The sequence below is a fragment of the Massilia genomosp. 1 genome (assembly GCF_011682185.1).
GTDB lineage: Bacteria > Pseudomonadota > Gammaproteobacteria > Burkholderiales > Burkholderiaceae_D > Telluria_A > Telluria_A rubra.
On sequence record NZ_WHJF01000002.1, the window covers coordinates 35,147 to 49,157 of the forward strand.

Sequence of the window (14,011 nt, forward strand, 5' to 3'; positions counted from 1 at the left end):
ACGAGGGCGACCTCAGGGGACCTTATTCGATCACTTGCGGCACCAGGTACAGGCCGTCCTGGGTCTTCGGCGCCGGCGCCTGATAGGCTTCGCGCGCGTTTTCCTCGGTGACGACGTCGTCGCGCAGGCGCAGCGGCAGCTTGCCCAGGATCGCCGCCAGCGGGTGCGAGAGCGGCTCCACGCCGCTGGTGTCGACGTTCTTCATCTGCTCGGCCAGGGCGAAAATACCGTTCAATTCCACCAGGGCGGTCTCGGCGTGGGCCTGGTCCATCTCGAGCTGGGCCAGTTTGGCGATGCGTACTACTTCTGAAAGTGTCAGGGACATGGAATTTGCGCGGCGCGGGCCGCGTTCAAAAAAGTGTGGACAAATAAACTGTGGACGAATAGTGAAGTTTCGATAACAGAGCGCTAAAGCCGATAAAAGCTTCCTAAAGGCCCTGATCTCACAGGGGGGATACGCACGCAAAACACCGGTTTTTCAGCGATTAACGCGCAAATTATAAGGTAGAATGGCGGGCTAATGCGTTGTCGGCGCCGAATAGGAGTGGCCGCAGCATCCAAACAGCCGTGCCGGTGCGGGAAGTCAGCGCGCGGCGGCTGTATTTTTCGTAGCGTTTCTCTACTCATTTTAATGCTTACGCGCAGTCCGTTGCGCATCAGGACACTCATGTTTGGTTTTTTACGCAGCTACTTTTCCCGCGATCTGGCCATTGACCTCGGTACGGCGAACACCCTGATTTATGTACGCGGAGAGGGCATCCTCCTCGACGAACCTTCGGTTGTTGCGATCCGCCAGGAAGGCGGCCCGAACGGCAAAAAGACGATCCAGGCGGTCGGCAAGCAGGCAAAACAAATGCTCGGCAAGGTCCCGGGCAATATCGAGGCGATCCGCCCGATGAAAGACGGCGTGATCGCCGACTTCACCGTCACCGAACAGATGCTCAAGCAGTTCATCCGCATGGTGCATGACTCCAAGGTATTCCGTCCTTCCCCCCGCATCATCATCTGCGTTCCCTGCGGTTCGACCCAGGTCGAACGGCGCGCGATCCGCGAATCGGCGCTCGGCGCCGGCGCCTCCCAGGTGTACCTGATCGAAGAGCCGATGGCCGCGGCCATCGGCGCCGGCCTGCCGGTATCCGAAGCGACCGGCTCGATGGTGGTCGACATCGGCGGCGGCACCACCGAAGTGGGCATCATTTCGCTCGGCGGCATGGTCTACAAGGGCTCGGTGCGGGTTGGCGGCGACAAGTTCGACGAAGCCATCGTCAACTACATCCGCCGCAACTACGGCATGCTGATCGGCGAACAGACGGCCGAAGCGATCAAGAAGTCGATCGGTTCCGCCTTCCCTGGTTCGGAAGTGAAGGAAATGGAAGTCAAGGGCCGCAACCTGTCCGAAGGCATCCCGCGTTCGTTTACCATTTCGTCGAACGAGATCCTCGAAGCGCTCACCGATCCGCTCAATAACATCGTCTCGGCCGTCAAGAACGCGCTCGAGCAGACCCCGCCGGAACTGGGCGCCGACATCGCCGAAAAAGGCATGATGCTCACCGGCGGCGGCGCTCTGCTGCGCGACCTCGATCGCCTGCTGATGGAAGAAACCGGCTTGCCGGTGCTGGTGGCCGAAGATCCGCTGACCTGCGTGGTGCGCGGCTCCGGCATGGCGCTCGAGCGGATGGACAAGTTGGGCTCGATCTTCTCGTACGAGTAATGTCATCGCGAGCAGGCCGCGCCGCGCGCGCGGCGATGTGTTGGCTCGCACTGCCGGCGTGGCTGGCGTACCGTTCAGATCTTCGGCTTGCAATGCATTGGGATACCAGGGACAGACCCAATTGAACAATGCATGCAAGCCGCAGGTCTGACCATGGCGCCGCCGTCCCGGGTGTTGCCCAGCCTGGCTCTCGCCTGGCCCGCGCTTGACCCTTAGTCCCGCTTATTGGATTTCATGGAATACAGTCCTCCGCCACTCTTCAAGCAAGGCGCCCCAGCCCGGGTCAAGGTGACGGTTTTTGCGTTTATTTCGATCGCCCTGCTGATGATCGACGCCCGCGTCCAGGTGCTGTCCTCGGTGCGCAAGGTGGCCGGCACGGTGCTCTATCCGCTCCAGATGGCGGCCCTGATGCCGCGCGACGCGCTGGCCAACATGGGCGGCTATTTCTCTTCCGTTTCCTCCCTCAAGCAGGAAGTGCGCGACCTCAAGATCGAGCAGGTCGCGGTCGCCGAAAAACTCCAGCAAGCCCAGCTCCAGAGCACCGAGAACGCCCAACTGCGCAAACTGCTGGGCGCGCGCGAGCATGTGCCGGTCAAGACCATGCTGGGCGAAATCCTGTACGACGCGCGCGACAGCGCCACCCGTAAGATCGTGCTCGACCGCGGCAGCCAGCACGGCGCCGCGCTCGGCCAGCCGGTGATCGACAACGCCGGCGTGGTCGGCCAGGTCACGCGCGTGTTCCCGTTCACCTCCGAAGTGACGCTGCTGACCGACCGCGAACAAGCCATTCCGGTGCAGGTGCTGCGCAACGGCTTGCGCAGCGTGGCTTACGGGCGCGGCCAGTCCGGCACGCTCGACCTGCGCTTTGTCGCGCCGAATGCCGACATCCAGGTCGGCGACGTGCTGATCACCTCGGGCCTGGACGGGGTCTACCCGGCCGGCCTGGCCGTGGCCAAGGTCAGCAAGGTCGAGACCAGCGGCGCCGGCGCGTTCGGCGGCGTGGTGTGCCAGCCGCTGGCCGGCATCGACCGCAATCGCCACTTGCTGATATTGACCACTTCGCCGCAATTGCCGCAGCGCCCGGACGACGAGCCGCCCGTGCCGGCCAAGAAAAACCTGCAGAAGATGACACCGATCAAAGAGGGCGCCGTCCCGATTGTCGCCGACGCGCCGAAGACGGCGCCGGCCACGCCGGCCAAGGCGGGCGCGACTCCGGTCAAGGCGGCGGCCACGCCGGCCAGGACGTCCGCCACGCCGGCCAGGACGTCCGCCACGCCGGCCAGGACGTCCGCCACGCCGGCCGCCACGCCGGCGCCCGCACCCAAGGATACGAACCGATGAACCGCCCGCATTACATCCTGCTGCCCGTCAGCCCGCTGTTCATTACGTTCAGCCTGACCTGCGCCTTCATGCTCAATCTGCTGCCCTGGGGGCATTGGGTCGGCGCGCCCGACTTCGTGGCGCTGGTGCTGGTTTTCTGGGGCATCCACCAGCCGCGCAAGGTCGGCATCGGCGTGGCCTTTTTCATGGGCTTGCTGATGGACGTACACGAAGCGACCCTGCTCGGCGAGAACGCGCTGGCCTACACCTTGCTGTCCTACCTGGCCATCATGATCCACCGCCGCGTGCTGTGGTTCCCGGTGCTGACCCAGGCGCTGCACGTGTTCCCGCTGCTGCTGGCCACCCAGGCGATCCAGCTGGTGGTGCGCGTGATCGTCTCGGGCAAATTCCCCGACTGGACGCACTTCATCGAAAGCGTGGTGGCCATCGCCCTGTGGCCGGTGATTACCTGGATGCTGCTCGCGCCCCAGCGGCGCGCCGTCGACCGCGACCATACGCGCCCGATCTGATGGTGCGCATGCGTCATGACTGAATTAACCAATAACGACCGCGAAATCCACCTGTTTCGCATGCGCGTGCTGGCGCTCGTGGTGCTGGTGTTCATCAGCTTTTCCGTGCTGATCGGGCGCATGGTCAACCTGACCGTGGTCAAGCACGACGGCTTTGCGGTGCAGGCCGAAGACAACCGCATCGCCATCGTCCCGATCGTGCCCAACCGCGGCCTGATCGTCGACCGCAAGGGCGTGGTCCTGGCGCGCAACTACTCGGCCTACACGCTCGAAATCACCCAGTCCAAGCTGCGCAACACGCTCGACTCGGTGATCGACGAGCTCTCCACGCTGATCGAGATCGAAGCGAAGGACCGCAAGCGCTTCAAGAGCTTGCTGGCCGAGTCGAAGAACTTCGAGAGCGTGCCGCTGCGCACCCGCCTGACCGACGACGAAGTGGCGCGCTTCGCCGCCCAGCGTTTCCGTTTTCCCGGCGTGGAGGTGCAGGCGCGCCTGTTCCGCCAGTACCCGCTGGGCGAAGCCGCTTCGCACGTGATCGGCTACATCGGCCGCATCAACCAGAAGGAATCGAAGGATATCGACGAGCGGCCCGACAAGGCGAACTACAACGGCACCGACCATATCGGCAAGGAAGGGCTGGAAAAAAGCTACGAAGAGCAGCTGCACGGGCGTACCGGCTACCAGAAGATCATCCGCACCGCCAGCGGGCGCGCGGTCAGCATCCTGTCGCGCACGGAAGCGACCGCCGGCAGCAACCTGATCCTCTCGATCGACATCGAGCTGCAAAAGATCATTGAAGAAGCCTTCGGCGAATACCGCGGCGCGCTGGTCGCCATCGAGCCGGAGACGGGCGACATCCTGGCCTACGTCTCGCGCCCCGGCTTCGACCCGAACCTGTTCGTCGACGGCATCGACTCGCAAAGCTGGAACGAACTCAATACCTCGCTCGACCGCCCGCTGATGAACCGCCCGCTGCAGGGTACGTATCCACCCGGATCGACCTTCAAGCCGTTCATGGCGCTGGCCGCGCTGGAACTGGGCAAGCGCACCCAGAACCACACGATTTCGGACGCCGGCTACTTCACCCTGGGCGGCCACACCTGGAAGGACGACAAGGCGGGCGGGCACGGCATGGTCAGCCTGACCGATTCGATCGTCATTTCATGCAATACCTATTATTACCAGCTCGGGAACGAACTCGGGATCGACGCCATCCACGACTTCATGAAGCCGTTCGGCTTCGGCCAGAAAACCGGGATCGACCTGGAAAACGAAAAGACCGGGGTGCTGCCGTCGAAAGACTGGAAGCGCGGCCGTTTCGCCAAAAACAAGCTGATGCAGACCTGGGTCGGCGGCGACACCGTCAACGTCTCGATCGGCCAGGGCTTCAACAGCTACACCATGCTGCAGCTGTCGCACGCGGTGGCCACGCTGGCCAACAACGGCGTGGTGATGAAGCCGCACCTGGTCAAGATCGTCGAAGACAGCGTCACGCGCGCGCGCACCCTGACGGTGCCGAAGGAAAGCGCGCGCATCCCGCTGCGCCAGGAGAATATCGATTTCATCAAGCGCGCCATGGTCGGCGTCTCCGAGCGCGGCACCGGCAAGACCGTGTTCGCCAACGCCGGCTACGTCGCGGCCGGCAAGACCGGCACCTCGCAGGCGGTGGGCCTGCGGCGCGGCGAAAAGTACAACGCCAAGAACGTCAACGAACGACTGCGCGACAATTCGCTGTACATCACCTTCGCGCCGGCCGACAAGCCGCGCATCGCGCTGGCGCTGATCGTCGAAAACGCCGGTTTCGGCGCCGCCGTGGCCGCCCCGATCGCGCGCAAGGCGCTCGACTACTACCTGCTGGGCAAGCGCCCGGCCGGCAAGGACGGCACCAAGGTGCCGAAAGAAGACGTGGAACTGGTGCCGCTCGAAGAATTCAAGGCCGACACCGCCACCGAAATGCCATACAAGCCGGGCGCCGAAACGCCGGCGCCAAAGGACTGACGCCATGCGCCTGAACGAACGACGCTCGCTGTGGCGACGCGCCAAACCCTACCTGCTGGTATTCGACGCGCCGCTGGCCATGGTCATCTTCATGCTGCTGTGTACCAGCCTGGTGACGATGTACTCGGCCGGCGCCGACTTTCCCGGCCGCGTCGAAGGCCAGTTGCGCAACATGATGATCGCCTTCGTGGTCATGTGGCTGGCGGCCCAGGTGCCGCCGCAGACGCTGATGCGCCTGGCCGTGCCGGTCTACACGATCGGCGTGACCCTGCTCGTTGCGGTGTTCATGTTCGGCGTGATCAAGAAGGGCGCGCGCCGCTGGCTGCACATCGGCTTCGACATCCAGCCGTCCGAGATCATGAAAATCGCCATGCCGCTGATGCTGGCCTGGTACTTCCACCAGAAGGCGGGGCTGGTGCGCTGGCATTCCTTCCTCATCGCCACCGTGCTGCTGGCCGTGCCGGTCGGCCTGATCCAGCTGCAGCCCGACCTGGGCACCTCGCTGCTGGTGCTGGCCTCGGGTTTTTACGTGATCTTTCTGGCCGGCCTGTCGTGGAAGGCCTTGCTTGGCTTGTTCGTGGCCGGCGCCGCCAGCCTGCCGGTGGCCTGGTCGCTGATGCACGACTACCAGCGCGAACGGGTGATGACCCTGATCGATCCCTACGCCGACCCGCTGGGCAAGGGCTTTCACATCATCCAGTCGACCATCGCGATCGGCTCGGGCGGCGTTGGCGGCAAGGGCTGGATGAAGGGCACCCAGGCCCACCTCGAATTCATCCCCGAGCGCACCACCGACTTTATCTTCTCGGTGTTTTCGGAGGAATTCGGGCTGCTCGGCTTTCTCGGCCTGCTGCTCTTGTACCTGCTGCTGATCGGACGCGGCATGATGATCGCGGCCAATGCACCGACCTTGTTTTCGCGCTTGCTGGCCGGCGCGATCACGATGATCTTCTTTACGTACGCCTTTGTGAACATGAGCATGGTCAGCGGCATCCTGCCGGTGGTGGGCGTGCCGCTGCCGTTCATGAGCTATGGCGGGACCGCTTTTGTGACCCTCGGACTCGGGGCAGGTATACTGATGAGTATCCAGCGGCACCGCAAGCTGGTGCAAACCTGACCACGGAGCCACGATGGCGGTATCAAAAACGCTTCCACCTTCCATTGCGCTGTGCGCACTGGCCTTTTTTCTGAGCGCCTGCGGGACCGATTCGGAAGGCCACCGGCGCATCCTGCCGTTCCCGTCGCCGGGCGCCAAGCCGGCCAAGCATGGCGAGCTGCCATCCCTGCCGCGCGCCGGTTCCGGGCGCGGCGGCTACTACCAGGATGACGGCCCGGGCGAGAATCCGCCGCCCAACCTGAACGACGTGCCCGACGCCGTGGTCAAGAACGAGCCCTACGCCCGCTACGCCAACCGGCCCTACGTCGTGTTCGGCAAAACCTATACCCCGATGTTGAACGAGCAGCCCTTCCGGCAGCGCGGCGTGGGCAGCTGGTACGGCAAAAAATTCCACGGCCAGAAAACCTCGTCGGGGGAGCTGTACGACATGTACAAGATGACGGCGGCCCATCCGACCTTGCCGATTCCCTCGTACGCGCGCATCACCAGCCTCGATAGCGGCAAGCAGGTGGTGGTGCGCATCAACGACCGCGGGCCGTTTCATTCGAGCCGGGTGGTCGACGTGTCGTATACGGCCGCGCTCAAACTCGGCTTGCTCGGCAAGGGCAGTCACACGGTGGAAATCGAAAGGCTGCTGCCGAACGCGCAGGAGCGCATCGCCACCATCCGGCGCCTGGCGCCGGAACCGGACGGGGAAGCGAACACGATGGCGGTGGACATGCCGCCGCCGGGCGAAAGCAGCGCGCTGGTGCTCACGCCGGCGCCGGCCCAGACGCTGGCGCCGCCACAGGCCCTGACGCCAGCGGCGCCGCCATCCGGGTTCTACCTGCAGCTGGGCGCCTTCAGCCGCGCCGACAAGGCGGCCGACGTGCGCGCGCAGATCGCGGCCACGGGCGGCGCGCTGTCCGGCGTCGAAGTGGTGCAGGGCGGTGCGCTGCACCGGCTGTTCAGCGGTCCGTTCCCGAGCCGGGACGAGGCCATGCGGGCGCTGCGCGAGCTGCCGTCGACCTTGCGCCTGAAACCGATCATCGTACAGCGCTGAGCGGGCCTCGCCGGGCGCTCCTCCCTATCTATTTGCAGCTGCGCGCCTGCTGGTCCGGAAAACGCGCCAGCAGCGCATCGACCTTGGCCTTGGCCGCCGGTTCCAGCGCGCGCAAGCGGTACGCCATTTTGCTTGCCTGGCTGGTGCGCCCGGCCACCTTGGCGCCGACCACGCCCTGCTTGGTCAAGGTCGCCAGCAAGGTCTGGGCCGAGGTCTCCGACTTGAACACACCGAGCGAAATCGCGTATTTCATCGGGCTGTTGTCGTTCATGATGAAATAACTGGTGATCCCGAGTTCCTTCAGTTCGGCCGCCTTGCGGTCGGCCGCTTCCTTGCTGCCTGGCGAAGGAATGAACACGATATGGCTGGTCACTTCGGGCACGCCGACGTTCTCGCGCGTCTGGCGCTGGCCCAGCGCCAGCGGCGCCAGCATGGCTTCGAAGCGGCGCGCATCCGGCGGCGCAAAGTTTCCCACCAGGGTGCAGGCGACCAGCTCCGGCTTGGGTTCCGGCTTCGGTTCCGGCTTTGGCATTGCCGGCGCCGGCGCTTTGCTCATCACCAGCACCGGCGTTGGCGGCGGCGCGACCGGCTCGACCTCGGCAGTGGTATCCGGCGGCGGGGGCGGCGGGCGCGCGGCGACCAGCTTGATGTTTTCGGCGCCGATCTGGTTGCGCATGCGGGCCGGCTCGCGCTCGTTTTCCCTGAAGTTGCCGAGCATGCCCTGGCCGAACGCGAACAGCACGGCATTGATGGCAAGAAGGGTCCAACATATGAATTTCAACACGGGCTATCCTGGAGTGGCGAAGAGGTGACGGTGGAATGAAGGCCGATCAGGACGATATTATCGACGATCCGGTGGCCGATCGACAGGCGCAGCACGGGACCGATGTACTGCGCCGCGCCGCCCGAGACGATGCAGGCGGTCGCGCCGTGCAGTGCGCAGGCGCGTTCGATGGCGCCGGCCTGCGCCGACAGGCAGCCGGACAAGATGGCGTCGGCGGTATTGTCGGCGAAGCCGGCCGGCAGCGTGGCGCCGGGCGCCACCTGGGGCAGTTGCGCGGTATTGCGCGCCAGCGAGGTGGCCATCAGGCCCAGGCCGGGCAAGATCATCCCGCCCAAAAACACGCCGTCGGCGCTGACCGCGTCGATGGTGGTGGCGGTGCCGCAGGTGGCCACGATGAGCGCCTGGCCTGGCATGAGTGCGCGCGCCCCGAGCGCGGCGGCGAAGCGGTCGCAGCCGAGCTGGGAAGGATCGCGGTAAGCGTTGCGCAGGCCGGCCAGCTGCGCAGTCGATGCGAACCAGGTGACGTCGGTGCTGGGCATCATCAGCTGCAACTGGTCGCGCAGCTTGCTGCCGGCCACGTTCGACACCAGCGCGCGCGTGACGCCTTGCGCCGGCCAGTTGGCCGGCAGGTGGTTGATGTCGGCGTGGGTGACGGCGCCGCTGGCCACCCATTGGCCCGGCGCGGCGCCCTCGTCGGCCAGGGCCCACTTGATGCGCGTATTGCCGGCGTCGATCAATAACAGCATGCTAGGCCTCCCGCAGCGACACGTCGCCGGCCACGATGGCGATGCGGCCGGCGGCCGTGTCGAGCAGCAGGCGCCCCCAATCGTCCACGCCGGCCGCCACCCCTTCGTGCAGGGTCACGCTGCGGTCGATGATCAGCACCGGCACGCCCTGCCAGGCATGCAGGCGGTTCCAGCGCGCGCAAAAGGGCGCAAAGCCGCCCTGCGCGAACTGGCCCAGGTTGGCCGCCAGCGCGCCCAGGAGCTGCGCCATCAGCGCGTTGCGGTCCATCTGCGCCAGCCACGGAGCGGCGGCCACGGAGCGGCCGATGCGCTGTTCGATTTCATCGGGCATGAGCAGATTGAGGCCGATGCCGATCACCGCCCACACGCCGCCGCTTGGGGCGGCCTGGGTTTCGATCAGCACCCCGGCCAGCTTGGCGCCGTCGCGCAGCACGTCGTTGGGCCACTTGAGCCGGACCGGCACATCGAGCGCGGCGAGGGCGTCGGCCAGCGCCACGCCGACCGCCAGCGGCAGCCCGGCCAGCTCGCGCAGCGGCCCGGCAAAATGCCAGGCCAGCGAAAACGTCAGCGCCGTGCCGGGCGCGGACAGCCAGCTGCGGCCCGCGCGTCCGCGTCCGGCCGTCTGGTGCAGGGCCACGCGCAGCAGCGGGCGGCGCAGGCCGGCGGCGCGCGCCAGCAGGTCGGCGTTGGTCGATCCGGTTTCGGTGACCACTTCGATGTCGATCGCGCTGGCGGGCGCGCCATAGTGGCGTGCGATCGCGCCCGCATCCATGGCGAAGGTCTCGTTCATGGCGCGCCCTTGCTTGCCGTGCGCGCCTTGTGGGGCGCGTTGACGAAGGCCAGGTCGTACAGGGCGTCGGGCAGCAGCCGCAGCAACTTGGCCACCACGCCCATCTGCCACGGGATGACGCGGTAGGTGGCGCCGGCGGCGATGGTCTTGACGGCCTTGGCGGCAAAGCGCCCGGGTGTCATCAGGAACGGCATCGGATAGGCATTATGCTTGGTCATGGGAGTGTCGATATAGCCCGGCGCGATGGTCACCACGCCAATGCCGTGCGGCTTGAGTTCGAGCCGCAGCGACTCGCAATACACGCGCAGGGCCGCCTTGGACGCGCTGTAGGCGCCGGCGCCGGGCAGGCCGCGCACCCCGGCCACGCTGCCGATGCCGACCAGGCGGGATGGCGTGTGCTGCGCTTTCATGGTGGCGATGAAGGGTGCGAAGGTGGCCACGGTGGCGCCGACGTTGGTGGCGATGATGGCGTCGAACACCGCCATGTCTTCGGCGTATTCGGTCAGGGTGCCGACCGAAATGCCGGCGCAGGCGATGACGATATCGGCCCCGCTGCAGCGGGCGATGAAATCGGCGGCGGCGGCGCCCAGCGCGGCGCGGTCGGTCACGTCCAGCACGTACACGAGATGCCGTTCGGGATGGGGCAACTGCGCGCGCAGCGCGTCGAGCGCGTCGCGGCGGCGCGCTACCAGGCCCACCGTGGCGCCGCGCGCGGCGTATTCGCGCGCCAGCGCGGCGCCCAGCCCGCTCGACGCGCCGGTGATGAACACGCGGTTCATGGGGCGCGCGCCGGCATGGCTATTTTTTTTCCGCGGCCGCTTTCGCGACCAGGTGATCCATCACCTGCAGGGCCATCTGCTGCTGCTGCGCTTCGCTGGCCTCAGTCACGGCCGAGCCTGCCTGGGTGGGCGAGGTCAGGTAGCGGCCGGCGATGGCGATCTTCGGCCAATCCTGGACCTTGTAGGCGGCCACCATGCCGTTGGCGCGTCCCAGCTTGGCCTGGATGCCGAAGGAGCGGTAGGCGTTGGTGAAGGCGGCGCGGTCGATGCCGGCGCCGGCGGCCCAGTCGAACACCTGCTCGTCGTTGCCGAAGCGCTGGTGCTGCTCATGCATCGCGGTAAACACCTTGGCGTGGTACTGCGGCGCGATGCCCATCGATTCGAGCGTGTAGTACAGGCGCTGCTGCGGCACCACGGCTGGCGTGTGGCCCAGGTGGACGCGCTTGAAGACGATCTTGTCGCTGTTCTTTTTGACCCACTCGGCCAGCACCGGCTCGAAGCTGGCGCAGTGAGGGCAGTAGTAGGCGAAAAACTCGGTCACTTCGATCTTCTGGCCGGCGTCGGTGTTCTGGGTCGCGGCCAGGGTGGCGTATTCGACGCCGCTGGACGGCTGCTCGGGCGAGGCGGTGGCGCTGGCGCCCGCGCCGCACAGCGCCAGCGCGAGCATGATCTTGAAAAGAGTAGGCATGTGTGTGATCCGTGCTTATTTCTGGTTGCGTACGATGGCGACGTCGATGCCGGCGTCGACCAGCTTGGCGCGCGCCTTGTTCATCGACTCGACCTGGCCGAAAGGGCCGATGCGCACCCGGTGCAGCACGCCGCTGTCGTTGGCGCGCTCGCTGATGACCGCTTCGAAGCCGAGCAGCGCCAGCTTGGCGCGCGTGTTCTCGGCGTCGCCCACTTCGCGGAAGGCGCCGGCCTGCAGGTAGTAGGTGATCTTGTCCTCGGCCGGTTCGGCGGCGGCCGACGGCGCCACGTTCTGGGCCGGGGCGGCGGCCACCTGGGTTGGCGCCGGTTTCGGCGCGGGCGGCGGCGTGGCCGCCAAGGCGGGTTTCTCTTTCATGTTGGCGATGGCCGCGCCGAGCGGATCGGCTTCGGCCGGAGTGGCCGGCTTGGGCTTGTCGGTGATCTGCTTGTTGGCCGCGCGCGCCGCGTCCTTGTTCCCGTACAGCGGCTTGTTCGGATCGGCCGCCTGGCCGGCGGTCGGTTCCGTCATCTTGCCGGCCTTGCCGGTTTTATCGGTAAACGGCGTGGCGCCCTTGGTGATCGCCAGCGCGACCGCGACAGCGATCACCAGGCCCACGATCAGGCCGATGACGATGCCGGTGAGGGTATTGCCTTGCTGGTGCTTGAACCAGAGCTTGAGTCGAGGGCGGGAATCGCGTGTCATTGGAGCTTTCAATCGCATTAGCGGTTACATTTTTTCCGGCGCCGACACGCCGATCAGGGCCAGGCCGTTGCGCAGCACCTGGCGGGTGGCGGCGATCAGCGCCATCCGGGCGAGCTTGAGCGGCTCATTGTCCTCGATCAGCACGCGCTCGGCGAAGTAGAAGCTGTGCAGGTTGGCGGCCAGCTCGCGCAGGTAGAAGGCTACCTGGTGCGGGCCGAGCTCGATGCGGGCGCGCGCCAGCATGTCCGGATAAGCCGCCAGGTTGGCCAGCAAGGCCATCTCGGTGGGGGCGGTCAGGGGCGCCAGGTCGACCGAGGACAGCGACGACAGGTCGGCTCCGAACTTGTCGAGCACGCGGCAGATGCGGGCGTGCGCGTAATGGACGTAATGCACCGGATTCTCGTCGGTTGTCTTGAGGGCGACATCGACATCGAACACGAATTCGGTATCGGCCTTGCGCGAGATGAGGAAGAAGCGCACCGCGTCGCGGCCCTTGGCGACATCGCCATTGCCCGACCATTCGATCAGGTCGCGCACGGTCACGTAGGAACCGGCGCGCTTGGAGATCTTGACCACTTCGCCGCCTTTCATGACGGTGACCATCTTGTGCAGCACGTAGTCGGGATAGCCCTGCGGGATATCGAGGCCGACCGCCTGCAGGCCGGCGCGCACGCGCGCGATCGTACCGTGGTGGTCGCTGCCCTGGATATTGATAGCCTGGGTGAAGCCGCGCTGCCATTTGACGACGTGGTACGCCACGTCCGGCACGAAGTAGGTGAAGCCGCCTTCGGACTTGCGCATCACGCGGTCCTTGTCGTCGCCGTAGTCGGTGGTGCGCAGCCACAGCGCGCCGTCCTGCTCGTAGGTCTTGCCGGCCTTGACGAGCGCCTCGACGGTTTTTTCGACCTTGCCGTCGGCGTACAGGGACGACTCGAGGTAGTAGTTATCGAACTTCACGCCGAACGCTTGCAGGTCGATATCCTGCTCGTTGCGCAGATAGGTGACGGCGAACGGGCGGATCGAATCGAGGTCGTCGACATTGCCGCTGGCGGTGGCGGGCAAGCCGTCGCTGGCCGAGACGGTTTTGCCGGCCAGGTAATCGGTGGCGATATCGGCGATGTAGTCGCCGTTGTAGGCCGACTCGGGCCATGCGGCGTCGCCGGGCTTCAAGCCCCGTGCGCGCGCCTGGACCGAATTGGCCAGGGTGGCGATTTGCACGCCGGCGTCGTTGTAATAGAACTCGCGGGTGACCGCATAGCCCTGGGCGTCGAACAGGGCGGCGAGGGCGTCGCCCAGCGCGGCCTGGCGGCCATGGCCCACGTGCAGGGGGCCGGTCGGATTGGCCGAGACGAATTCGAGGATGACCTTCTTGCCGGCGCCGGCGTCGCTGCGTCCGAAGGCCTGGCCTTGGGCGAGGATGGCCTTGACCACCGACTGCTTGGCGCAAGCGGCCACGCGCAGGTTGATGAAGCCGGGGCCGGCGATATCGGCGCTGTCGACCAGGGCCTTGCCGGCCGGGTTCTCGAGCAGGGAAGCGACGATTTTCTGGGCCAGTTCGCGCGGGTTCATCTTGAGCTGCTTGGCCAGCTGCATGGCGATATTACAGGCGATATCGCCGTGCGACGGATCGCGCGGGCGCTCGAGGACGACGGACGGCGTGATGCCGGTGCCATCGAGGACGGGGGCGAGGGCGGCCTGGAACAGGGCGGCGATTTCTTGTTTTTGTGAGGCGAGCATGAGCGGTGATCTGTAGAGTAGTCGAGCGGTGGCAGTGCCACGGGCAATAGTAGCGCAATTATACTGG

14 protein-coding genes are annotated in these 14,011 nt (G+C 66.0%); 6 read left to right on the forward strand and 8 right to left on the reverse strand.

Features of this window, described 5'->3' with window-relative positions; translation table 11 throughout:
• Positions 1 to 22: 22 nt before the first annotated feature.
• Complete coding sequence (gene gatC, locus F1735_RS00850; RefSeq protein ID WP_167235157.1) at positions 23 to 325, reverse strand: Asp-tRNA(Asn)/Glu-tRNA(Gln) amidotransferase subunit GatC; 303 nt, start codon at positions 323 to 325, stop codon at positions 23 to 25.
• Positions 326 to 667: 342 nt separating this feature from the next.
• Between gatC and F1735_RS00855 the strand changes: the two genes are divergently transcribed.
• The 6 genes from F1735_RS00855 to F1735_RS00880 all read left to right on the forward strand — a co-directional run bounded on the left by F1735_RS00855 (position 668) and on the right by F1735_RS00880 (position 7,718).
• The gene (locus F1735_RS00855; RefSeq protein WP_166893231.1) at positions 668 to 1,711 is read left to right on the forward strand and encodes a rod shape-determining protein; all 1,044 of its coding nucleotides are present in this window, start codon (positions 668 to 670) and stop codon (positions 1,709 to 1,711) included.
• Positions 1,712 to 1,945: 234 nt separating this feature from the next.
• Complete coding sequence (mreC, locus tag F1735_RS00860) at positions 1,946 to 3,052, forward strand: rod shape-determining protein MreC (RefSeq protein WP_167235158.1); 1,107 nt, start codon at positions 1,946 to 1,948, stop codon at positions 3,050 to 3,052.
• On the forward strand, positions 3,049 to 3,561 hold the full coding sequence (gene mreD, locus F1735_RS00865; protein WP_166893227.1) for a rod shape-determining protein MreD: 513 nt from the start codon (positions 3,049 to 3,051) through the stop codon (positions 3,559 to 3,561). The genes mreC and mreD overlap by 4 nt, the downstream gene beginning before the upstream one ends.
• Before the next feature lie 15 nt (positions 3,562 to 3,576).
• Positions 3,577 to 5,559, forward strand: a complete 1,983-nt coding sequence (gene mrdA / locus F1735_RS00870) for a penicillin-binding protein 2 (RefSeq protein WP_167235159.1) — start codon at positions 3,577 to 3,579, stop codon at positions 5,557 to 5,559.
• Between the two features lie 4 nt (positions 5,560 to 5,563).
• Entirely contained in the window at positions 5,564 to 6,676 is a 1,113-nt protein-coding gene (gene rodA / locus F1735_RS00875; RefSeq protein ID WP_167235160.1) for a rod shape-determining protein RodA, read from the forward strand.
• A gap of 13 nt (positions 6,677 to 6,689) precedes the next feature.
• On the forward strand, positions 6,690 to 7,718 hold the full coding sequence (locus tag F1735_RS00880; protein WP_167235161.1) for a septal ring lytic transglycosylase RlpA family protein: 1,029 nt from the start codon (positions 6,690 to 6,692) through the stop codon (positions 7,716 to 7,718).
• Positions 7,719 to 7,746: 28 nt separating this feature from the next.
• On the opposite strand, the gene F1735_RS00885 is transcribed toward F1735_RS00880, so the two are convergent.
• From F1735_RS00885 to argS, 7 genes are read right to left on the reverse strand one after another with little or no spacing between them, the layout of a single operon-like run.
• Positions 7,747 to 8,499 (reverse strand): SPOR domain-containing protein, encoded by a 753-nt coding sequence (locus F1735_RS00885; RefSeq protein WP_167235162.1) that lies wholly within the window; start codon positions 8,497 to 8,499, stop codon positions 7,747 to 7,749.
• Entirely contained in the window at positions 8,496 to 9,248 is a 753-nt protein-coding gene (locus F1735_RS00890; RefSeq protein ID WP_167235163.1) for a type III pantothenate kinase, read from the reverse strand. Before F1735_RS00890 ends, F1735_RS00885 begins: the two co-directional genes overlap by 4 nt.
• A gap of 1 nt (position 9,249) precedes the next feature.
• Complete coding sequence (locus F1735_RS00895; RefSeq protein ID WP_167235164.1) at positions 9,250 to 10,038, reverse strand: biotin--[acetyl-CoA-carboxylase] ligase; 789 nt, start codon at positions 10,036 to 10,038, stop codon at positions 9,250 to 9,252.
• Positions 10,035 to 10,817, reverse strand: a complete 783-nt coding sequence (locus tag F1735_RS00900; protein WP_167235165.1) for an SDR family oxidoreductase — start codon at positions 10,815 to 10,817, stop codon at positions 10,035 to 10,037. The genes F1735_RS00895 and F1735_RS00900 overlap by 4 nt, the downstream gene beginning before the upstream one ends.
• Positions 10,818 to 10,836: 19 nt before the next feature.
• A complete protein-coding gene (locus F1735_RS00905; RefSeq protein ID WP_167235166.1) occupies positions 10,837 to 11,505 on the reverse strand; it encodes a thiol:disulfide interchange protein DsbA/DsbL in 669 nt (222 codons plus the stop codon).
• Positions 11,506 to 11,520: 15 nt separating this feature from the next.
• Positions 11,521 to 12,207 carry an SPOR domain-containing protein gene (locus F1735_RS00910; protein WP_167235167.1) on the reverse strand — a complete coding sequence of 229 codons (687 nt, stop codon included), beginning with the start codon at positions 12,205 to 12,207 and terminating at the stop codon, positions 11,521 to 11,523.
• A 24-nt stretch (positions 12,208 to 12,231) separates the two neighbouring features.
• Positions 12,232 to 13,944: an arginine--tRNA ligase gene (gene argS / locus F1735_RS00915; protein WP_167235168.1), complete on the reverse strand. Its 1,713-nt coding sequence runs from the start codon at positions 13,942 to 13,944 to the stop codon at positions 12,232 to 12,234.
• Positions 13,945 to 14,011: the final 67 nt, after the last annotated feature.